This is a genomic window from Actinokineospora pegani (assembly GCF_009745975.1).
GTDB lineage: Bacteria > Actinomycetota > Actinomycetes > Mycobacteriales > Pseudonocardiaceae > Actinokineospora > Actinokineospora pegani.
Genome location: NZ_WHOL01000117.1, coordinates 134,285 through 155,174 on the forward strand (window position 1 = coordinate 134,285; position 20,890 = coordinate 155,174).

The following is a 20,890-nucleotide window of genomic DNA, read 5'->3' on the forward strand; positions in this document are numbered from 1 at the left end:
CGGTCACATCCGTGTTTGACCGACCGGTAACAACTCAGCCGAGCAGGCCGAGCAGCCCGGCGAGCGTCGGCGCGGTGGCCGAGCCCGGCCTGCCCACGGTGCCCGGCAGGCTGGCCGCGGCCATCTGCGCGAGCTGCTCCTGGGACCGCTCGGAGTTGGCGGCGATCTCGGCGTCGGTCGGCTGCTGCGGGGCCCCGCCGAACGGCGCGTTCTGCGAGCCGCGCACGTTGATCGGGCTGCCCACCGGCTCCGCGCAGTACGCGGCCTGGTTCGGCGGCACGTCCGCGAGGTCGTCGCCCGCCCGCTCCGGGGTGCCCTCGTAGCCCTTGGTGCACGGCGGCGGGTCGAACAGGTTCAGCGCCAGGCCCAGGTGGGCGGTGCCGTCTCCGGGGGTGACCGTCTTCGGGCCGACGGCGAGCACCGGGTAGACCACCAGCGCCAGCTCGAGGCCGTCGACCCTGGTCTCGAGGATGTCGGCGGTGGTCAGCAGGTTCGCCGTGAGCACGCCGAGGCCCTGGCCGGACTCGCGCAGCAGGTCGGTCACCGCGGTCGCGGCCTGCGGGGTGGTGGCGATCAGGGTGCGCAGCGCCGGGTCCGAGGCCTTGAGCTGGTCGGTGAGCGCGGCCAGGTCGCTGGCGAAGCCCTTGATGTTGCCCGACTGCGCGGCCTGCGTCTTCAGCACGGTGCCGCCGTCCTCGATCAGCTTGATGGTCTGCGGCAGGTGGTCACGGGCGGCGGCGGTGAACTCGGTGACGGTGTCGAGCAGGACTTGCAGGTCCGGACCGGTGCCGTCGAAGGCCTTGTCCAGCTCGTCGACGACGGTGCGCAGCGAGTCGGTCGGGACCGAGCTGGCCAGGCTCTCCAGCTCGCGGATGACGGTGTCGGTGCTGACCGGGGTCTTGGTCCGGTCGGACTCGATGAGCGAACCCTCCCCCAGCACCTGTCCGCCGTCGTGGCGCGGGCGCAGGTCGACGAACTGCTCGCCGACCGCCGACCGGTTGGCCACCACGGCGTCGAGGTCGGCCGGGATCTGCGGTGCGGACGGCTCGATGTCGAGGTCCACCTCCATGCCCTCGCGGGTCAGCCGGATCTCACCGACCCGGCCCACGGTGATGCCCCGGTAGGTGACCTCGGCGTTGGTGAAGATGCCGCCGGACTCGGTCAGCTCCATCCGCACCCGGTAGCCGTCGGTGCCGAAGACGCGGCCGATGTCGGTGAAGCGGAACAGGGCGTAGACGATGGAGACGACGGCGATCAGCGCGAAGGCGATGAGCTGGAGCCGGACTGTCCTGGTCAGCATCAGGCGCCGCCCCCGGTCAGGATGTCGAGCAGGCCGCCGAGCCCGCCCTTGACGCCGCCGCTCTGCGTGGGGCTGGGCAGCAGGCCACCGAGGGGGCCCGTGGAGCCCTGCTGGGGCTGCTGGCCGGGTGGCTGCTGGGTCGGTTGCCGCGGGGTTGGCTGTTGCTGCTCCTCGCCGCCGGTGAGACCGGGCAGCGGCAGCAGGCCGTCGAGCGGGTTCTGCCGGGAGCGGCCCAGGTTGTCGACGATGTTCTGCAGGTTCAGGTCGATGTCGGCGTAGATGTTGAAGTAGTCGCCCTTGACCCCGGCCACGGCGGCGTCGGTGAACGGGAAGGTCACCAGCAGCTCCAGGGCGTTGGGCAGGTTGTTGCCCGCCTCCCCCAGCTTCAGCAGCGTCGGGGTGAGCGCCTTGAGGTCGGCCACCAGGTCCTCCTGGCTGCGGTTGACCGTGTCGATGGCGACCCCGGACAGCGAGTCCAGGCTCCGCAGCATCGTCACGAGCTGCCTGCGCTGGTCGGTGAGGACTTTGAGGCCGGGGCCGATGTTGTCGATGACGCCCGCGACCCGGTCGCGCTGACCGTTCAAGGTCATCGCCAGCCGGTTGATCCCGTCGATGGCGCGGGTGATGTCGCCCTTGCCCTCGTCGAGGGTGGAGACCGCGGTGTCCACGTTGTCCAGCAGGGCCTTGATGTCGGTCTCGCGGCCCTCGGTGGCCTTGTTCAGCTCCCGGGTGATGTCGCGCAACTGCTCGACGCCGCCGCCGTTGAGCAGCATGGACAGCGCGCCGAGCACCTCCTCGACCTCGGTGTTGCGGTTGGTCCTGCTCACCGGGATGACCGCGCCGTCGGTGAGCTCGCCGTCGGCCCGCACCCCGGCGGGCGGGCGGGCCAGCTCGATGTACTTCTCACCGAGCAGGCTGGTCTGGCGCACCTTGGCGTCGGCGTTGGCGGGCAGCACGACGTCGCCGCGCACCAGCAGGGTGACCTGGGCGGTCCAGCCGTCCTCGGCGAGGCCGATCTCCTCGACCCGGCCGACGGCGACCTCGTTGACCTTGACCGCGGACTGCGGCACCAGGTCGAGCACGTCGCGGAACTCCACCTTGACCCGGTACGGGTCGTCGCCGAGGTCGGCGCCCCCGGGCAGCGGCAGGTCGTAGACGCCGGTGAAGCCGCAGCCGGAGATCCCGACGGCCGCCGCGGCGGCGACGGCGGCGAGCTTGAGCCGGTTCTTCACGGTCACCGCGGGCATCACTGGCCTCCCGTTCCGAAGACCTGGCCCGCCAGCGGCAGCGGGAGCGAGGGCAGCCTGCCCGCCTGCAGGTCGGCGACGACCTGCGCCGGGGTCGGCAGCGGCACCAGTCCGTTGACGATCGGGGCGATGGCCGTGCAGGCGTCGCCCAGCGTGCTGGGCAGGCTCTGCGGCGTGCCCTGTTTGATCAGGTTGCACAGGGTCACGATCAGCGGCTGGGTCAGCTCGTTGATGTTGGCCCGCGCGTCGAGCGTGCCGGACGAGGCGTTGTAGGTGTTGATGACGTTGCTCAGCGCCAGCGGGGCGATGTCGAGCGTCTCGGCCAGCGCAGCCCGCTGCTGGGTGAGCACGCCGGTCACCGAGGCCAGCTTGTCCACGTTGGACCGGATGCGGCCGCGGTTGTCGTTGACGAACTGCTGCACCAGCCCCAGCGACTTGCCGAGCTGGTCGACGGCCGCGCCGAGGTTGCCGCGCTCGGCGGCGAGGAAGTCGGTGACCTGGGCCAGTTGCTCGGCGAACCGGTTGACCTGGTCGTCGCTGCCCGCCAGCGCGGTCGTGAACTTCTGCAGGTTGTCCACGGTGCCGAACAGGTCGCCGGAGTTGCCGGACAGGGTGCTGGAGAGCTGGCCGAGCTGGGTGATGGTCTCGTTGATCAGTTGCCCGTTGCCGCCGAGGTTCTGCGCCCCGGCGTTGAGCAGGTCCGACAGCGCGCCGTCGGAGTTGGCCCCGTTGGGCCCGAGGGTCTGGGCGACCCTGGTCAGGCTGGCGTAGAGGTCGTCGACCTCCAGCGGCGTCGAGGTGCGCTCGAGCGGGATGACCGAGCCGGTGGCCATCACCTCCCCGCCGGTGAAGGCGGGGGCGAGCTGCACGTACCGGTCGGAGACCAGCGACGGCGAGACGATGAGCGCCTGGGCCTCGGCGGGGACCTCGACCGTGCGGTCGACGAGCATCTCCACCTCGACCCGGTCGCCGCGCGGGGTGATCTTGTCGACCGAGCCGACCTTGACCCCGAGCACCCGCACGTCGTTGTCCTCGTAGAGGCCGACGACGCCGGTGAACACCGCTGTGTAGCGCTTCTCGTTCGGCTCGCGCAGCAACCACCACAGCGCGGCGGCCACCACCAGGCCCAGCACGCAGGCGATGGCGACGGTGCGGGACAGGTCGCGGGAGAACTTGCTGGTGAAGGTGCTCATCTCGGGTCCCCCAGGCAGCCGGGGCTGTTGAGCGGGCCCAGCGAGGGCGGCAGCAGCCCGCAGATGTAGCTGTCGAACCAGCGGCCGTTGCCCAGCACGTTGTTGAACTGGCGGGCGAACGGGGCGAAGTTCTTGATGCCGTTGGCCAGCGCGTCCTGGTTGCGCTGGAGCATGGTGGTGAGCTGGTCGAGGCTGGCCAGCACCGGGCCGAGCTGCTCCTGGTTGTCGGTGACCAGGCCGCTGACCTCCTTGGACAGCGTCTGGGCCCCGGTCAGCAGCGCGTCGATCGCCTTCTTGCGCGCGTTGACCTCCTCCAGCAGCAGGTTGCCGTCCTGGATGAGCTTGACCACCTGGGCGTCGCGGTCGGCGAGGGTCTTGGTGATCTGGCGGGTGTTGTCCAGCAGCGTGGACAGCTCCTGGTCGCGCGAGGAGATCGTCTTCGACAGCGCCTGCAGGCCGGTGAGCGCGCCGCGCACGTCGTCGGGGGTGTCGGCGAAGGTGGTCGCGATCGTCTCGAAGCTCTGCGCGAGCTGGGTCGTGTCGATCGCGTCGGTGGTCTCGGCCAGGCCGCGGAAGGCCTCGAGCACGTCGTAGGGCGCGGTCGTGCGGTCGCGGGGGATGCGCGCGTCCGGGTCGAGGACCTCGGCGCCGTCGGGCTCCAGCGACAGGAACTTCTGCCCGAGCAGGGTCTTGATCTTGATGTCGGCCCTGGTCCGGTCGCCGATCCAGGCGTCCTTGACCTTGAAGCTGACGATCACCTTGTCCCGCTCGAGCGAGACCTCGGAGACCTGCCCGACCTTGATGCCCGCGATCCGGACCTCGTCGTCGGACTGGATGCCCGCCGCCTCGCTGAACTCGGCGCTGTAGGTGGTGCCGCCGCCGATCACCGGCAGGTCGTCGGAGTACACGGCCGCGGTCAGCACCAGGCCGATGGTCAGCAGGGAGACCAGGCCGATCGGGATCGGGTCGCGCTGGCGGAACGGCTTCATCGGCTCGCCGCTGCTCTTGGGGCTCATGGCGTCGTGCACCTCGGCTGGTTCGCGGGCAGGACCGGCACGGAGATCGGCGTGGTGATCAGGCCGGGGACGCCGACCTGGCCGGAGGCCGAGCAGAGGAAGAAGTTGAACCACGAGCCGTAGCTGACCGTGCGGGTCAGCGTCGCCGTCTTCTCCGGGAGGAACCGGATGAAGTGCTCGACGGTCTGCTCGTTGGCGTTGAGGTTGTCCACCAGGCCGCCCAGCGCCGCGATGTCCTGCTTGAGCGGCTCACGGGCCTCGGTGAGCAGGCCGCTGGTGGTCTGGGCCAGGCCGCCGAGCGAGTCGATGGCCCGGCCGATCGGCTGGCGGTCCTCGGCGAGGCCGGAGACCAGCTGCTGGACCTGGCCGACGAGCCCGCCGAGCTGGTCGCCCCGGGCGTTGATGGTGGTGAGCACGCCGTTGAGGTTGGTGATCACCTGGCCGATGACCTGGTCCTTGTCGGCGATCGTGCTGGTCAGCGATGCCGTGCGGGCGAGCAGGTTCTCCACCGTGCCGCCCTCGCCCTGCAGGACCTGGATGACCTGGTAGGACAGCTTGTTGACGTCGTCGGGGGACAGCGCCTGGAACAGCGGCTTGAACCCGTTGAAGAGCTGGGTGAGGTCGAGCGCGGGCTTGGTGCGGTCCACCGGGATGGTGTCGCCGGGTTCCAGCACCGCGTTGGGGTCCGCGCCCGCGCCCTGCCCGAGCGCGACGTAGCGCTGGCCGACCAGGTTGCGGAACTTGATCGTCGCGGTGACCGAGGCGGGCAGCTCGCGGCCGGAGTCGACGGAGAAGCGCACCTCGGCCTGCTTGCGGTCGACGATGGCCACCTCTTCCACCTGCCCGACCCGCACGCCGGAGATGCGCACGTCGTCGCCGGGCAGCAACTGCGTGGCGTCGGTGAACCGCGCGGTGTAGGTCGAGGTGCTCGACAGGTCGACGTTGGCGATGCTCAGCGCGAGCACGCCGGTGGCCGCGACCGTGACGACCATGAAGATGCCCAGCTTGACCAGCGGGGCGACCAGGCCCTTCATCGGAAGCTCACCTCCGCGCCGCGGAAGACGGGGCCGACCAGCAGCGACGCCCAGCCGGGCACCTGCTCGGGCTCGACGCCCAGTTGCGGGGCGAGCAACTGGGCGAGGAAGTCGGCCTCGCCGCGCGAGTTGGGCAGGCCGAGGCCATCAGCGCTCACCGCGGCCTGCGGGGTGGTGGTGCCGCCCGCGGGCGGGAGGACCCCGTCCTGCTGGGAGCGGGCGGGCGGCTTGAAGCTGGTCCCGTCCTGGATCGGGCCGTCCGGCGGGTTCTGCGGGAACGGCGTCGGGAACTGGGTGAAGTCGTAGCAGCGCGGGCCGCGGTCGTCGCTGTAGGCCGGGGTGTCCTCCCCCGGCTCGTACTTGCCGCGGTTGACGGTGACCTCGATGGTGGCGTGCAGGCCGGGCTGGTTGGTGCCCTTGCCGAAGACCTTGTCCAGCTCGGGCACGTTGGAGGCCATGAGCTGCAGCAGGCACGGGTACTCGGGCGAGTACTTCGCCAGCGCCGCCAGCGTCGGCCGGGAGCTGTCGGCCAGCCGGATCAGGTTGTCCCGGTTGATCCGCAGGAACGACTCCAGGTCGCGGGAGGCGGTGGTGGTCGTGGCGAACAGCCGGTCCAGGTTGGCCCGCTGCTCGGCGACGGTCTGCGAGGTGACCGTCAGGTCGGACAGCGCGTCGACCAGGTCCGGGGTGGCGTCGGCGTAGGTGTCGGAGACCGCGGCCAGCGTCACCAGGTCCTCGCGCAGCCGCGGCAGGTGCGGGTTGAGCTCGCCGACCAGGTCGCCGAGGTCGGCGAGGGTCTTGCCGAGCTGGTCGCCGCGGCCGCGCAGCGCGGTGGAGATCGCGGTCAGGGTGCCCGACAGCTTCTGCGGCTGCACCGCCTGCAGCACCGGCAGCAGGCTCTCGAACGCCTGCTCCAGCTCCACCGCGCGCACCGAGTCGTCCTGCCGGATGTTGTCGCCGCCGCGCAGGGACTCCGGGGCGGGCCGCTCGGGGATCTGCAGCGCGACGTAGCGCTCGCCGAACAGGGTCTTGGGCAGGAAGCGGGCGGAGACGTTGGCCGGGATGACGTCGATCTTGTCCGGGTCGATGGCCAGGTCCAGCTCAGCGCCGCCGGCGGTCGGGGTGATCTTGCGGACCACGCCGACGATGAGCCCGCGCACCTTGACGTCGGAGTTCACCGAGAGCTGGTTGCCCACCTTGTCGGTGGTCAGGGTGACCGACGCGACCGGGGTGAACGCCTTGTTGTACATCGCGATGCTCAGCGAGACGAGCGCCACGACGACGACGATGAACGACAGCCCGTAGAGCCTTCTCTTGATCACTTTCCCGAGACTCATCCGGCGATCCTCACCGTCGTCGTCGTGCCCCAGATGGCGAAGCCGATGAAGAAGTTGACGATCGCGACGGTGACGATCGTGGTGCGCACCGCCCGGCCGACCGCGATGCCGACGCCCGCGGGGCCGCCGCTGGCGGTGTAGCCGTAGTAGCAGTGCGACAGGATGATGATGACCGCGAAGATCAGCACCTTCCCGAACGACCAGAACACGTCCTCCGGTGGCAGGAAGAGGTTGAAGTAGTGGTCGTAGGTGCCCGCTGACTGCCCGTAGGCGTAGACCACGATGGACCTGGACGCCAGGTACGAGGTCAGCAGGCCGACGATGTAGAGCGGGATGACCGCGATGAACCCGGCGATGATCCGCGTGGTCACCAGGAACGGCAGGCTGGGCACGGCCATGACTTCCAGCGCGTCGATCTCCTCGGAGATCCGCATGGCGCCCAGTTGCGCGGTGAACCCGGACCCGACCGTGGCCGACAGCGCCAGGCCCGCGATCAGCGGCGCGATCTCCCGGGTGTTGATGTAGGCCGAGGTGAAGCCGGAGAACGCCGCGGTGCCGATCTGCTCCAGCGCGGCGTAGCCCTGGATGCCGACGACGACACCGGTGAACACGGTCAGGCCGACCATGACCCCGACGGTGCCGCCGATGACGGCCAGCGCGCCGGAGCCGAAGCTGACCTCGGCCAGCAGCCGCAGCACCTCGCGGGTGTAGCGGCGGATCGCGCGGGGCACCCAGAGCAGGGCGCGCACGTAGAACGACATCTGGTCGCCCAGGCCGTCCAGCGTCTTCATCGGACGGTCGTAGGCCTTGCGCGCGGCCCGCTTCGCCGAGTCGGTCACCGAAGCCATGATCAGCTCCCCTTCGCCGGGACGACCTGCAGGTACACCGCGGTCAGCACGAAGTTCACGAAGAACAGCAGCAGGAACGTGATGACCACGGCCTGGTTCACCGCGTCGCCGACGCCCTTGGGACCGCCCTTGGGGTTGAGCCCCCGGTACGCCGCCACGACCCCGGCGATGAACCCGAAGATCAGCGCCTTGAGCTCGCTGATCCACAGGTCCGGGAGCTGGGCCAGCGCGGAGAAGCTGGCCAGGTACGCGCCGGGGGTGCCGCCCTGCAGGACGACGTTGAAGAAGTACCCGCCCATCACCCCGACGACGCTGACCAGGCCGTTGAGCAGCACCGCGACCAGCATCGAGGCCAGCACGCGGGGCACGATCAGCCGCTGCACCGGGGAGACGCCGAGGACCTCCATGGCGTCGATCTCCTCGCGGATGGTGCGCGAGCCGATGTCGGCGCAGATCGCCGACCCGCCCGCGCCCGCCACCAGCAGCGCGGTCACCAGCGGCGCCGCCTGCTGGATGATCGCGAGCACGCTGGCCGCGCCGGTGAACGACTGCGCTCCCAACTGGACGATCAGCGTTCCGAGCTGCAGCGCGATGATCGCGCCGAACGGGATGGCGACCAGCGCGGTCGGCAGGATCGTGACGCTGGCGATGAACCAGCACTGCTGGATGAACTCGCGGACCTGGAACGGCTTGCGGAAGATGTTGACCAGGACGTCGAGCGCCAGCGCGAACAGCCTGCCGGTCTCGCGCAGGGCGCCCGCACCGGGGAAGTCACCCTTGGCGAGGCCGGTGGTCACGCGCGCCTGCCGGGGGCGTCGGGGACGGCGGCGATCTCCTGCGTCGCGCTCATGTCGCCCCCGTACCCCGGGCGCGGGGCGGGCGACGGCCGCTCCCCCCGGCGGGGCAGGGCCGGACGGGCGCTCAGCGGCGCCTGGCCCGAGGTGATCCCGTACCGGCGGCGGTCCTCGTCGGTCAGCGAGTCGAGGATGCCCTGCTGGGCGACCGGCGGGAGGGTGCGCAGGATCTGCATGACCCGGTCCTTGCGGCGGCGCACGGCCTCGCGCTCGGGCAGGCCGGGGGTCGGGGCGATCTGCGGGACGACACCGCGCAGGTCCTCGCCGACGGTGCCGTCGGAGTGCCCGGCCTCGATGTGGGCCTGCTCGAGCGCCATCTGCGTGGCGTCCTTCTCCTCGGACATGCCGATCGGACCCAGCCGCCGCCCGTTGAGGAACTGCTCGACGACCGGCGCGTCGGAGGTCAGCAGCACCTCGCGCGGGCCGAACATGACCAGTTCCTTGCGGAAGAGCATGCCCAGGTTGTCCGGCACCGTGCGGGCCAGGTTGATGTTGTGCGTGACGATCAGGATCGTCGCGTCGATCTGGGCGTTGAGGTCGATGAGCAACTGGCTCAGGTAGGCGGTGCGGACCGGGTCGAGGCCGGAGTCCGGCTCGTCGCAGAGGATGATCTGCGGGTCGAGCACCAGCGCGCGGGCCAGCCCGGCGCGCTTGCGCATGCCGCCGGAGATCTCGCCGGGCAGCTTCGTCTCCGCGCCAGCCAGACCGGTGAGGTCGAGCTTCTCCAGCACGATCCGCTTGATCTCGGACTCGGACTTCTTGGTGTGCTCGCGCAGCGGGAAGGCGACGTTGTCGTAGAGGTTCATCGACCCGAACAGCGCGCCGTCCTGGAACAGCACGCCGAACAGCTTGCGCACCTCGTAGAGCTTGGCCTCGGAGCAGGTGACGATGTCGACGCCGTTGACCACGCAGCGGCCCCGGTCGGGCTTGAGCAGGCCGATCATCGACTTGAGGAAGACCGACTTGCCGGTGCCCGATGGCCCCAGCATCGCCGAGACCTCACCCGGGGGCAGCGTCAGCGACACGTCCCGCCAGATGGTCTGCCTGCCGAAGGACTTCGTCAGCCCCTCGATGACGACCTCGGCGCCCATCGGACCTCCCGACCCTGTGCTCCGCCGCCCGGCCGCCCCCGGCAACGGCGTCATTGGATGCAACGACGGCGGCCCGGCCCGGTTACTCCGAAAGTTACCGCCGAGTTGGAAAAGTACTCGTCTCCCTCGACCGGTGCCCGCCGGGGTTGTGACCGGCGCACACAAAAGGGCCCGGTACCAGGGACGGTACCGGGCCCTTTCGAGCGCGAGAGGCGCGAGTTACTTGACGGACACCTTGGCGCCCGCGGCCTCGAGCTTCTCCTTGGCGGCGTCGGCGGCCTCCTTGTTGACCTTCTCCAGGAGGGCCTTCGGAGCGGCCTCGACCAGCTCCTTGGCCTCCTTCAGGCCCAGGCCCGAGACGACCTCGCGGACGACCTTGATGACCTGGATCTTCTTGTCACCAGCGGCCTCGATGATGACGTCGAACTCGTCCTGCTCCTCGGCGGCCTCGGCGGGCGCCGCGCCCGGGGCGGCGGCGGCGACGGCGACCGGCGCAGCCGCGGTGACCTCGAAGGTCTCCTCGAACTGCTTCACGAAGGCCGACAGCTCCAGGAGGGTCATGTCCTTGAAGACATCGAGCAGCTCGTCGGTGCTGAGCTTCGCCATGGTGGCGTTCCTTTCACTAGCACACCCGGTCGAACGGGCGCGTTGTACTTACCGGGTGGGTGTTCAGCTCTCGGCGTCGGCGGACTCGCCCGCCGCGGCCTTCTTGTCCTGCAGCGCGGCGGCCAGCCGGGCGACCTGCGAGGCAGGGGCCTGGAACAGACCCGCGGCCTTGCTGAGGTTGCCCTTCATCGCGCCCGCGAGCTTGGCGAGCAGAACCTCGCGGCTCTCCAGCTCGGCGATCTTGGTGACCTCGTCCACGGACAGCGCGCGGCCGTCCATGTAGCCGCCCTTGACGACCAGGCCCTTGTTGTCCTTCGCGAAGTCGCGAATGGCCTTGGCCGCGTCCACCGGCTCGCCGGTGACGAACGCGATGGCGGTGGGGCCGACGAACAGGTCGTCGAGGCCCTGCACGCCCGCGTCCTTCGCGGCGAGCTGGACGAGGGTGTTCTTGGCGACGCGGTAGGACGTGCCGGTGCCGAGAGCGCGCCGCAGCGTGGTGATCTGCGCCACGGTGAGGCCGGTGTACTCGGTGACGACGGCGGCCGAGCTGCTGCGGAACTTGTCCGCGATCTCGGCGACCGCAGCGACCTTGTCAGGCTTCGCCATGGATCGCTCCTCTCGTGTTGCGTGGGTTGCGCCGGCATCACGAGGGCGGTCGGAGAGAAACGACAAGCGCCCCGGCGCAGGAGCGGCACGGGGCGCGGCAGCGTGCTGGAGGCACGGCGAGCGGCAATCCTCGTTCCCCTGCGCGGGCCGCCCACTCCGGGGCCTTCGTCCTCTGCCGCCCAGGTGGGCCGCGCGGGAAACCAGCGGTCTTCGGTAGAACCGAGGTAGACAGTACGCCCCCGGTTCTCGACGCTCCAAATCGGGTCACGGCATGATGGTCGCCGTGGCCGACAACCAGCGTCCCGAGGAGCCCGACTCCCAGCCGCCCGCGCGCCACCCCGGCCCGCAGGTGCCCGCACCGCCGCCCGTCCCGCCCCAGGAGCAGCCGCAGGTGGTGCCGGGCCAGGTCGTGCCGGGCCCCGCGCTGACGCCGGACGAGGCCGAGCGCTTCCGGCAGTTCCAGGAGTTCCAGCGCTACCAGGAGTGGCAGCGCTCCTCGCAGTTCGGCGCCCCCGACTCCGACCCCGCCGAGCCCAGGCCCCGCCGCGCAGGCCGCCCGCTGTGGCGCAAGGTGCTGCTGTCCAAGTGGTTCCGCCGGGCCATCTACCTGCTGGTGGCCGTCCTGCTGCTCAACTGGGCCTACGAGAAGTACTTCGGCGGCCCGGACGAGGACCTGCCCGCCAGCCAGACCGGCGGCGGCAAGACCGAGCGCACCGTGCTGTTCGCGACCAACCCGAAGGAGGCCGTCCGCGCCTTCTACGACAACGTCGCCCAGGAGACCCTCCCCGACGCCTGCACCCGCTTCGCCACCGAGCAGGTCGCCCAGTCCTTCGCCACCCACTTCAACGCCCCCGACTGCGACACCGCCGTCAAGCGCTTGCACACCCAGGTAACCAGCAAGAACAACTACGCCGAGGTCTACTTCCCGACCAGGGTCAGCCTCGTGCCCGACGCCGACGGCGAGGTGCGCGTCAGCAGTTGCGACCTGGAGGTCAGCAGCGGCCCCCGGCTGGGCGTGTTCACCGTCAAGGAGATCGACAACTCCCGGGCGGGCCAGTGGACGATCGTCCGGCACGAGCGCGAGTCCTGCTGAGGACCCCCACCGCGGAAACGGAAGAGGGCGGTCCCGACCGGGACCGCCCTCTTCCGTCGTTCAGCAGTTCAGCGACGTCACGCCGTGCCCGCGGTGTCCTCCTCGAGGAGGTTGCGGGTGCGCGCCGGGTCGACCGGGATGCCGGGGCCCATGGTGGTGGAGAAGGTGATCTTCTTCAGGTAGCGGCCCTTGGCCGCCGACGGCTTGGCCCGCAGGATCTCGTCCAGGGCGGCCGCGTAGTTCTCGACCAGCTTCTCCTTGTCGAAGGAGACCTTGCCGATGACCAGGTGCAGGTTGGCCTGCTTGTCGACGCGGAAGTTGATCTTTCCGCCCTTGATGTCCGCGACGGCCTTGGTGACGTCGGGGGTCACGGTGCCGGTCTTGGGGTTGGGCATCAGGCCGCGCGGGCCGAGGATGCGGGCGATGCGACCGACCTTGGCCATCTGGTCGGGGGTGGCGATCGCCGCGTCGAAGTCGAGCCAGCCGCCCTGGATGCGGGCGATGAGCTCGTCGGAGCCCACGGCGTCGGCACCGGCGGCCTCGGCCTCGGTGGCCTTGTCGCCGGTGGCGAAGACGATGACGCGGGCGGTCTTGCCGGTGCCGTGCGGCAGGTTGACGGTGCCGCGGACCATCTGGTCGGCCTTGCGGGGGTCGACCCCGATGCGGATCGCGACCTCGACGGTGGCGTCCAGCTTGACCTTCGAGGTGTCCTTGGCCAGGGTGGCCGCCTCGAGCGGGCTGTACAGGTTCGCCTTGTCGATCAGTTCCGCCGCCTGGCGGTAAGCCTTGCTGCGCTTTGCCATTGCTGTTCCTCTGGTAAGTCCTGGAGTGCGGCCCGGGACAGGAGAACCGGGTGCCGCTGATCAGTCGTGGTGCGGGCCAGCGCCTGGCCCTCCCACACGTGCTCTGGGCGGAGCGGTCCTACTCGACCGTGATGCCCATCGAGCGGGCGGTGCCCGCGATGATCTTGGCGGCCTGGTCGACGTCGATCGCGTTGAGGTCGGCCTTCTTGGTCTCGGCGATCTCGCGCACCTGGTCCCAGGTCACCTTGGCGACCTTCTTCACGTGCGGCTCCGGCGAGCCCTTCTCCACGCCTGCGGCCTTGAGCAGCAGCTTCGCCGCGGGCGGGGTCTTGAGCTTGAAGTCGAACGAGCGGTCCTCGAACACGGAGATCTCGACCGGCACGACCTGCCCGCGCTGCGACTCGGTCGCGGCGTTGTAGGCCTTGCAGAACTCCATGATGTTGACGCCGTGCTGGCCCAGCGCGGGGCCGACGGGCGGGGCCGGGTTGGCCAGGCCCGCCTTGATCTGCAGCTTGATGATCGCTGCGAGCTTCTTCTTCTTGGGAGGCATCTCTCCGGCTTTCTGTTCCTATCGGTGGTGGCGACTCGCGCCACGGGGTCCGGACCCGGCGAATGGCTGCGCCGGGTCCGGCCGTCCGGTCCCCGCTCGAGCGGGAGCCGGTCAGATCTTGGAGACCTGGGTGAACGACAGCTCGACCGGGGTCTCCCGGCCGAAGATCGACACCAGGACCTTCAGCTTCTGCTGGTCGGCGTTGACCTCGCTGATCGTGGCGGGCAGGGTCGCGAACGGGCCGTCCATGACGGTGACCGACTCGCCGACCTCGAAGTCCACCTCGACCGTGGGACGGTTCGCCGTGGAGCCGCCGCCGGACTTGGCCGCGGCGGGCTTGGCCTCCTCCACCTGCGGGAGCAGGAACTTGAGCACCTCGTCCACGGTCAGCGGCGAGGGCTTGGAGGTGGCGCCGACGAACCCGGTCACGCCGGGGGTGTTGCGGACCGCGGACCAGGAGGAGTCCGTCAGCTCCATGCGGACCAGGATGTAGCCGGGCAGCACCTTGCGCTGCACCTGCTTGCGCTGGCCGTTCTTGATCTCGGTGACCTCTTCGGTCGGCACCTCGACCTGGAAGATGAACTCCTCCTGGTCGAGGGTCTGGATGCGGGTCTCGAGGTTGGTCTTGACCTTGTTCTCGTAACCCGCGTACGAGTGCACGACGTACCAGTCGCCGGGCGCGGACCGCAGCGCGTCGCGCATCTCGGCCACCGGGTCGGCGGGCGGGGCGTCGATCGGCGTCTCGTCGACGACCTCGGCGGGCTCGACGTCCTGCGCCTGCGCGTCCTCGGCGGCGGTGTCGCCTGCCTCGGCGGTGGTGTCGGTGACGTTCTCGGAGGAGCTGTCCGCGGCGACCTCTGCGGGCTCGGCGGCAGCGTCGGACTCGTCGGCGCCCTTGGCGTCGACGACCTCCGCATCGCTCAGGGCAGTCAGCTCACGCCCGTCGACGGCGCCGTTCTCGGAGGTCACAGTAGGTCTCGCTTCCTTTCAGTACATCCACGGCCCCGGCGCGCGACACGCGGCCAGCGGCGCGGCTCAGCCGAACAGCCAGGAGACGCCTTGGCCGAGGGCGAGGTCGAGACCGGAGATCAGCGCCACCATGAAGGCCACGAAGACCAGCACCACGGCGGTGTAGGTGACCATCTGCTTGCGCGTCGGCCAGATGACCTTGCGCAGTTCGGCGACGACCTCGCGGAGGAACCGGAAGATCCGGGAGAAGAACCCGACCTTCTCCGGCTTGCGCTCGCGGCTCGGGGTGGGGCGGCTCTTCTTGGCCTTGCCGGACTTCTCCGCGTCGGACGGCTTGGCCTTGCCCTCGGGGCGGACGACCGGGACCTTCTCGGTCTGCGGACCACCGTCGTCGTCCTTGGGGTTGGACGAGGCCGGGCGGCTGGTCCCGCGGCGCTCACGCCGGGAAGCGGCGCTGGACGGACGGGGGGCGTCGTCCTGCTGCCCCTCTTCCCGGTCCTTGTCCTCAGCCACGCCAGTCCTCCACTCGGTGGGTGTTTGTGGTCGTCGGGGCCCGCTGAAGACCCTGTCTCAAGTCCTCAGCGAGCCCCGACGTCAAACGCAGGGGCGACAGGAATCGAACCTGCAACCTGCGGTTTTGGAGACCGCTGCTCTGCCAATTGAGCTACGCCCCTCCGCGACCCGGGGGTCGCGACCGACGCACCTGACGAACCCAGCTTAGCCTGCTCGCGCGAGCCAGTGGGCACCAGGTGGTCCCGAGTACGGGAGCATACGGCACCCGGTGGGTGGCCTCGCAACCGAGTACCACCCCACCGGCCGCCGAACGCGTGATCCAGTACCCGGCCCCCGCCGTGGCGGCGCCCTCCCCGACAGGTCGGGGACGGCGCCGGGCGGGGGCGGGGTGTCACAGCGAGGCGAGCGCGTCGGCGAGCCGCCGGACGCCCTCCTCGACCTTGTCCGTGGTGACACCGGAGTACGCGAGGCGGGCGCTCGACGTGCCGCCCTCGAGCAGGAAGTCGGTGCCCTTGACGAAGGTCACCCCGCGCTCCTCGGCCGCGACGAGCAGCTTGGCCACGTCGACGCCGTCGGGCAGGTCCACCCACATGAAGTAGCCACCGTCGGGAGCGGTGAACTTCGCGTCCGGGATGTGCTTGCCCAGCGCGGTGGTCAGCACCGCGACCCGCTCGGCCAGCGCGGCGTTCACCTTGGCCACCGCGCGGTCGAGGCCGCCGCTGGCCAGGAACTGGTACACCACGGCCTGGGCGAACATGTTGGGCGAGATGTAGGTGTTGGTCGCCCGCACCCGGATCTTGGCGATCAGGTCGGCCGGGCCGACCAGGTAGCCGATGCGCACGCCGGGCGCGACGGTCTTGGAGAAGGAGCTGGCGTAGACCACGCGCCCCTTGCCCGCGTCGAGCTCCAGCATCGTCGGCAGCGGCTCGCCCGCGAACCGGATCTGCACGTACGGGTCGTCCTCGAAGATGACGAAGTCGTACTGCTCGGCCAGCTCCAGCAGCCGCTGCCGCTTGGGCAGGGTCAGCGTGTACCCGGCCGGGTTCTGGAAGTTGGGGATGATGTGGGCGAACGTCGGCCGCAGCCCGCCCTCGAGCAGGCCCGCGAGCTCGTCGACGTCGATGCCGTCGAGGTCGAGCGAGACCGGGGTGATCGCCGCGCCGCGCTGCTTGAGGCCCAGCAGCGTGCGGTCGTAGGTCGGGCGCTCGACGACGACCGGCTCGCCGCTGACGACGAGCTGGTCGAACAGGAAGGCGTCGGCCTGCATGGAGCCGTTGGTGACCAGCACCTGCTCCTCGGCGACGCCGTGCCGCTCGGCCAGCAGCTTGCGCAGCTTGGGGTAGCCGATGGCGGTGCCGTAGCCCAGCGCGCCGCCGGGGTCTTCGGACAGGGCAGCGTCGGTGGCCGCCTTGAGCCCCTCGACATCGATGATGTCGAGGGAGGGGGCGCCGCGCGCGAACGAGATGAGGTCGGAAGCCGTCACGCCTGCCGAGGCTAGTCCCGGGCGGTCAGCCCGCCTCAGTGGGGCGGACGACGGCCTGGGCCCTGCCCAGCACGGTCTTGCCGTCGAACCGGGCGGTGATGTCGACCCGGAGGTCGCCGTTGTCCAGCACGGCGCCGACCTTCGCGGACAGCTCGACCAGCGCGCCCTTGTCGTCGTCGGGCACGACGACGGGCCGGGTGAAGCGGGCGGTGTAGCTGACCAGCGCCCCGAGCTCGGCCTGGGTCACGACCCGGCCCGCGACCGCCATCGTCAGCATCCCGTGCGCGATGACGTCCGGGAGGCCGACCTCCCCGGCGAACCGCCCGTTCCAGTGGATCGGGTTGAAGTCCAGCGAGGCGCCCGCGTACCTGACCAGGTCGGCGCGGGTGAGCCGGACCTCGAGCGGCTCGAGCTCGAACCCCTTGTGCACGCTCATCCCGCCGCCTCCGCGTCGCGCACGACCAACTGCGCCCTGGCCGTGACCCGGGGCGCGCCGTCCACTGTGGCGATCTCCGCGCGCAGGGTGATGAAGTCGTTCCCGGCGCGGTGCATGATCGCCTCGATCGAGGCCGTGGTCACCAACCGGTCGCCCGCGACGACCGGGGAGTGGTACTCGAAGCTCTGGTCCCCGTGCACCATCCGGCTGTAGTCCAGGCCCAGCTTGGGGTCGGTGACGATGGTGTTGATCAAGTTCAGGTTCATGATCGTGGTGAACGTGGGCGGGGCGGTCACGTCCGGGTGCCCGGCCGCGCGGGCGGCCGCCGGGTCGCGGTGCACGGGGTTGGTGTCCCCGATCGCCTCGACGAACTCCAGGATCTTCGCCCGCCCCACCTCGTAGACGGGCGCGGGCGGGTACGTGCGCCCCACGAACGACTGGTCAAGTGCCACCCCGGCACCCTATCGAGGAGGCTCCGAGAACGACGAAAGCCGCCCTCGCGCGGTGGCGAGAGCGGCTTGGTCGGCGGGACCCGGTGCGGTCAGCGGGTCTCCTTGTGGAGCTGGTGGTTGCCGCAGTTCGGGCAGAACTTCTTCAGCTCCACGCGGTCCGGGTCGTTGCGCCGGTTCTTCTTGGTGATGTAGTTGCGGTGCTTGCAGCTCTCACACGCGAGCGTGATCTTCGGCCGCACGTCAGTAGAAGCCACAGCAATGCCTTTCGTAACCGATGACCGCGAGGACGCCCACGCGGTCGGAGGTCCGGGGTTGCCCCCGGGGGACCGGGGGTCGCCCCCCGGATATTACTGCGAATCAGCCCGGCCAGCGCTTTCCGCTGGCACAGCTCACCCACTGAGTAGCGACGGCCGGACTTGAACCGGCGACACAACGATTATGAGCCGTTTGCTCTACCAACTGAGCTACGCCGCTTCGTGTCTTGCACCTTGCATCCTACATGGCTTAAGCCGCGACTACACCGCAATACTTCCGGTGTCACCGCGGCTTGAACCAGCGAGCCCCTTTACGGAATCGAACCGTAGACCTTCTCCTTACCATGGAGACGCTCTGCCGACTGAGCTAAAGGGGCAGGTCTTCCTTGCAGCGCCTTGGTTTCCCTGGCGACGTGGAGAACCATACACGGTCGTGCGCGGGGCTCCAAAACGGGGGTCCCCCTACGACAGCAGGGTCAGCACCGTCTCGTCGCGCACGCCCCTGGCCTGCGTGGTCCGGGCCTGCAACCACGCCTCCAACCGGCTCTCCGACAGCGGCCGGGAGATCAGGTACCCCTGCGCCACATCGCATCCCATCGCCGAGAGCTGGTCGCGCGCGGCGTCGTCCTCCACGCCCTCGGCGACCACGGTCAGGCCGAGCGAGTGGCCCAGCTCGACGATCGAGCGCACCACGGCCAGGTCGCCCAGGTCGGTGCCCATGCCGAGGACGAAGCTCTTGTCGATCTTCACCTCGTCGACCGGGAGCTGGCGCAGGTAGGCCAGCGAGGAGTAGCCGGTGCCGAAGTCGTCGACGGCCAGCGTCACGCCCAGGGTGTGCAGGCGGCGCAGGACCGGCAGGGCGCGCTGCGGGTCGGCCATCACGCCGGACTCGGTCAGCTCCAGGGTGAGCAGCTCCGGCGGTACGCCGTGGCGCTCGAGGGCCTCGGCGACGCGGTCGGGGAACTTGGGGTCGTCCAGGCTGCGCACGGACAGGTTCACCGCCGCGGCGATGCGCAGGCCCCGGTCGAGCCACTTGCGCACCCGGATCAGCGACTGCTCCATGACGAACCCGGTCAGCGCGTCGACCAGGCCCGCGGCCTCGACGGCGGGCACGAACTCGTCCGGGTCCAGGCGCCCGAACTCCGGGTGCCGCCAGCGGACGAGGGCCTCGACGCCGATCACCTGGCGCGAGGGCAGCGCGACCTTGGGCTGGTAGTGCACCTTGACCTGGCCGGTCTCCAGCGCCTGCCGGAACTGGGTGACCAACTGGAAGCGGCGCAGGAAGACCTGGCCCATCGTCGGCTGGTAGACGCGCACCGTGTCGCCGCCGGAGCGGGCCGCGCGCAGCGCCACGTCGGCGCGCTGCAGCAGCGCGTCCACGTCGAGCTCGACGGGCTCCCCCTCGGCGGTGCGCGGGGTGGAGTAGCCGACGACGGAGTTGGCCTCGACGGTGAGCCGGTCGACCGGGTACGGCGCGGCCAGCTCGGCGCGCAGCCGCTCGGCGACCTCGTGCGCCCCGTCCGGGGAGGTCTGGGCCAGCAGGGCGGCGAACTGCCCGCCCTCCAGCCTGGCCAGCGCGACGTCCGGGCCGAGCGCGGCGCGCAGCCTGCGGCCCGCGGCCACGACCATCCGGTCGCTCCAGGCGTAGCCGAGCGCGTCGCTGACCGTGGACAGGATGTCGAGGTCGATGCGCAGCACGACGGAGTTCGGGTGCTGGCGCAGCGGTTCCCCGGCGGCGCGGCGGAAGCCGGGCCGGTTGAGCAGGCCGGTCAGCGGGTCGTGGTAGGCGTCGTGGCGCAGGGTGGCGACCAGGCGGCGGTTGTCCATGGCGGTGGCCAGGTGGCTGGCCATGGTGCCGATGAGCCGGGTGTCGGCCTGGCCGAAACCGCGCCAGCGGGAGAGCTTGTCGTGCGCCTCGACCACGCCGAGCAGGTGGTTGGCGCTGCGCAGCGGGACGACCAGCGCCTCCTCCGCGTCGCGGCGGGCCAGCGCGTGGCGGACCTCGGGGACGGCGTCGCCGCGGCGGAAGTGGCGCACGTGCGAGCCGGGCAGCCGCAGCAGCGCGTCGGCCTTGGCCCCGTTGGTCTCGACGTCGTGCACCTCGACGGGCAGGTCGGCGCCGGAGACGACGGTGTGCAGCGGGAGCTGCGGGTCGAAGCGCAGCCGCAGCACGACCCTGGCCGCGCCGAGCTGCTCCTTGATCCGCTCGGCGATGGCCTGCCACTCGTCGCTGTCGGCGACCCCGGCGACCTCGCTCGGGTCGGCCAGGCCCAGCGACGGCTTGGCCGCGGCCTGGTGGCCCGACCGGGCGACGATGAGGCTGACCTCGGACAGCGCCTCCAGGTCGCGCTGCTCGCGCAGCAGCCCGGAGTAGGCGATGTACAGCGCGGCGAGCCCGCTCATGGCCAGCACCAGCAGCGGCCACCCGGCCTCGGCGTGCGCGACGACCTGGTAGCCGACGACGCCGACCGAGGCGTTGACCAGGCCCAGCACCAGCGTGCGCAGCATCAGCCGGACCGCGGGGCCGACCCGCATCCGGCGGCCGAGGATGCGCACGCAGACCAGGGCGAGCAGCGTGGACGACAGCGGGGCGGCCAGCGCCCCCGCGAGCGTGCCGCTCCAGGCCGGGCCGAGTCCGCCGAGCACGCGGTCGACCAGGTCGGCGACGGCGAAGGCGCAGGTGATCTCGAACACCATGGCGCCCGCGTTGTAGAGGATGCGGTCGTTGACCTTGCGCACCACCAGGGTGCCGACGCCCGCGAGCAGGTGGGCGGCGAGCACCACCTCGAACGGGGCCACGAACAGGCCGATGACCAGCGGGATCTCCGAGAAGGAGATCGTCCAGGACACGCCGGAGCGCACGTCGATGTTGATCGCGAGCTGCTCGGCGAGCAGGAAGCCCAGGGCCAGCAGCAGCCCGGACCAGATCACCGTCGCGCCGCCCTCGCCGAGGTTCGGCGGGATGGACCCGCCGACGAACCAGGCGGCGATCAGCGAGATGGCCAGGACGAAGATGGAGAAGGCCAGGAACCGGCGGTTGGGGGCGGGGTCCTCGGTCCACTGCGGGGCCGCGGCGCGAACCGGGTCCGGGCAGGCCGGGGGGTCGTCGACCTCGTCCGGGGGTGCGGCGATCACCGGCGGCAGGCTTGCCTCAGCCGCGCCGTGGTGGTCCGGCATGCAACCTCCTCGGACGGCGGGTGGCCGG

At 70.6% G+C, this 20,890-nt stretch carries 21 protein-coding genes and 3 tRNA genes; 1 reads left to right on the forward strand and 23 read right to left on the reverse strand.

The window, feature by feature from the left end:
• Positions 1 to 34 precede the first annotated feature (34 nt).
• The 11 genes from GCL84_RS24765 to rplJ all read right to left on the reverse strand — a co-directional run bounded on the left by GCL84_RS24765 (position 35) and on the right by rplJ (position 11,132).
• A complete protein-coding gene (locus GCL84_RS24765) occupies positions 35 to 1,300 on the reverse strand; it encodes an MCE family protein (protein WP_156757949.1) in 1,266 nt (421 codons plus the stop codon).
• A complete protein-coding gene (locus GCL84_RS24770) occupies positions 1,300 to 2,547 on the reverse strand; it encodes an MCE family protein (protein ID WP_156757950.1) in 1,248 nt (415 codons plus the stop codon). Before GCL84_RS24770 ends, GCL84_RS24765 begins: the two co-directional genes overlap by 1 nt.
• The gene (locus GCL84_RS24775) at positions 2,547 to 3,740 is read right to left on the reverse strand and encodes an MCE family protein (protein WP_156757951.1); all 1,194 of its coding nucleotides are present in this window, start codon (positions 3,738 to 3,740) and stop codon (positions 2,547 to 2,549) included. The genes GCL84_RS24770 and GCL84_RS24775 overlap by 1 nt, the downstream gene beginning before the upstream one ends.
• Positions 3,737 to 4,729: an MCE family protein gene (locus tag GCL84_RS24780; protein ID WP_156758112.1), complete on the reverse strand. Its 993-nt coding sequence runs from the start codon at positions 4,727 to 4,729 to the stop codon at positions 3,737 to 3,739. The genes GCL84_RS24775 and GCL84_RS24780 overlap by 4 nt, the downstream gene beginning before the upstream one ends.
• A gap of 23 nt (positions 4,730 to 4,752) precedes the next feature.
• Positions 4,753 to 5,790 carry an MCE family protein gene (locus GCL84_RS24785; protein WP_156757952.1) on the reverse strand — a complete coding sequence of 346 codons (1,038 nt, stop codon included), beginning with the start codon at positions 5,788 to 5,790 and terminating at the stop codon, positions 4,753 to 4,755.
• Positions 5,787 to 7,127 carry an MCE family protein gene (locus GCL84_RS24790; RefSeq protein WP_156757953.1) on the reverse strand — a complete coding sequence of 447 codons (1,341 nt, stop codon included), beginning with the start codon at positions 7,125 to 7,127 and terminating at the stop codon, positions 5,787 to 5,789. Before GCL84_RS24790 ends, GCL84_RS24785 begins: the two co-directional genes overlap by 4 nt.
• Positions 7,124 to 7,975, reverse strand: coding sequence for an MlaE family ABC transporter permease (locus GCL84_RS24795; protein WP_156757954.1), 852 nt, complete (start codon positions 7,973 to 7,975; stop codon positions 7,124 to 7,126). Before GCL84_RS24795 ends, GCL84_RS24790 begins: the two co-directional genes overlap by 4 nt.
• A 2-nt stretch (positions 7,976 to 7,977) precedes the next feature.
• Entirely contained in the window at positions 7,978 to 8,772 is a 795-nt protein-coding gene (locus tag GCL84_RS24800) for an MlaE family ABC transporter permease (protein ID WP_156757955.1), read from the reverse strand.
• Complete coding sequence (locus GCL84_RS24805; RefSeq protein WP_156757956.1) at positions 8,769 to 9,920, reverse strand: ABC transporter ATP-binding protein; 1,152 nt, start codon at positions 9,918 to 9,920, stop codon at positions 8,769 to 8,771. The genes GCL84_RS24800 and GCL84_RS24805 overlap by 4 nt, the downstream gene beginning before the upstream one ends.
• Positions 9,921 to 10,139: 219 nt before the next feature.
• Complete coding sequence (gene rplL, locus GCL84_RS24810) at positions 10,140 to 10,526, reverse strand: 50S ribosomal protein L7/L12 (RefSeq protein WP_156757957.1); 387 nt, start codon at positions 10,524 to 10,526, stop codon at positions 10,140 to 10,142.
• A gap of 63 nt (positions 10,527 to 10,589) precedes the next feature.
• The gene (gene rplJ / locus GCL84_RS24815) at positions 10,590 to 11,132 is read right to left on the reverse strand and encodes a 50S ribosomal protein L10 (protein ID WP_156757958.1); all 543 of its coding nucleotides are present in this window, start codon (positions 11,130 to 11,132) and stop codon (positions 10,590 to 10,592) included.
• A gap of 283 nt (positions 11,133 to 11,415) precedes the next feature.
• Here rplJ and GCL84_RS24820 point away from each other — a divergent pair, with 283 nt between their 5' ends.
• The gene (locus tag GCL84_RS24820) at positions 11,416 to 12,225 is read left to right on the forward strand and encodes a hypothetical protein (protein ID WP_156757959.1); all 810 of its coding nucleotides are present in this window, start codon (positions 11,416 to 11,418) and stop codon (positions 12,223 to 12,225) included.
• Positions 12,226 to 12,302: 77 nt separating this feature from the next.
• On the opposite strand, the gene rplA is transcribed toward GCL84_RS24820, so the two are convergent.
• From rplA to GCL84_RS24880, 12 genes are all read right to left on the reverse strand, one after another.
• Entirely contained in the window at positions 12,303 to 13,028 is a 726-nt protein-coding gene (rplA, locus tag GCL84_RS24825) for a 50S ribosomal protein L1 (RefSeq protein WP_156757960.1), read from the reverse strand.
• A 118-nt stretch (positions 13,029 to 13,146) separates the two neighbouring features.
• Positions 13,147 to 13,578, reverse strand: coding sequence for a 50S ribosomal protein L11 (rplK, locus tag GCL84_RS24830; protein WP_156757961.1), 432 nt, complete (start codon positions 13,576 to 13,578; stop codon positions 13,147 to 13,149).
• 111 nt (positions 13,579 to 13,689) lie between these two features.
• Positions 13,690 to 14,547 carry a transcription termination/antitermination protein NusG gene (gene nusG / locus GCL84_RS24835; protein ID WP_156757962.1) on the reverse strand — a complete coding sequence of 286 codons (858 nt, stop codon included), beginning with the start codon at positions 14,545 to 14,547 and terminating at the stop codon, positions 13,690 to 13,692.
• Between the two features lie 66 nt (positions 14,548 to 14,613).
• Positions 14,614 to 15,060, reverse strand: a complete 447-nt coding sequence (gene secE / locus GCL84_RS24840; protein WP_156757963.1) for a preprotein translocase subunit SecE — start codon at positions 15,058 to 15,060, stop codon at positions 14,614 to 14,616.
• Between the two features lie 88 nt (positions 15,061 to 15,148).
• A tRNA-Trp gene (locus GCL84_RS24845) sits at positions 15,149 to 15,221 on the reverse strand.
• 230 nt (positions 15,222 to 15,451) lie between these two features.
• Positions 15,452 to 16,543 carry an aminotransferase-like domain-containing protein gene (locus tag GCL84_RS24850; protein ID WP_156757964.1) on the reverse strand — a complete coding sequence of 364 codons (1,092 nt, stop codon included), beginning with the start codon at positions 16,541 to 16,543 and terminating at the stop codon, positions 15,452 to 15,454.
• Positions 16,544 to 16,568: 25 nt separating this feature from the next.
• Positions 16,569 to 16,979, reverse strand: coding sequence for a MaoC/PaaZ C-terminal domain-containing protein (locus tag GCL84_RS24855; protein ID WP_156757965.1), 411 nt, complete (start codon positions 16,977 to 16,979; stop codon positions 16,569 to 16,571).
• Entirely contained in the window at positions 16,976 to 17,431 is a 456-nt protein-coding gene (locus tag GCL84_RS24860) for an FAS1-like dehydratase domain-containing protein (RefSeq protein ID WP_156757966.1), read from the reverse strand. The genes GCL84_RS24855 and GCL84_RS24860 overlap by 4 nt, the downstream gene beginning before the upstream one ends.
• Before the next feature lie 89 nt (positions 17,432 to 17,520).
• The gene (gene rpmG / locus GCL84_RS24865) at positions 17,521 to 17,685 is read right to left on the reverse strand and encodes a 50S ribosomal protein L33 (RefSeq protein ID WP_156757967.1); all 165 of its coding nucleotides are present in this window, start codon (positions 17,683 to 17,685) and stop codon (positions 17,521 to 17,523) included.
• A 147-nt stretch (positions 17,686 to 17,832) separates the two neighbouring features.
• Positions 17,833 to 17,905, reverse strand: a tRNA-Met gene (locus GCL84_RS24870).
• Positions 17,906 to 17,989: 84 nt separating this feature from the next.
• Positions 17,990 to 18,062: transfer RNA gene (locus GCL84_RS24875), tRNA-Thr, on the reverse strand.
• 85 nt (positions 18,063 to 18,147) lie between these two features.
• Positions 18,148 to 20,862, reverse strand: a complete 2,715-nt coding sequence (locus GCL84_RS24880) for a putative bifunctional diguanylate cyclase/phosphodiesterase (protein WP_156757968.1) — start codon at positions 20,860 to 20,862, stop codon at positions 18,148 to 18,150.
• Positions 20,863 to 20,890: the final 28 nt, after the last annotated feature.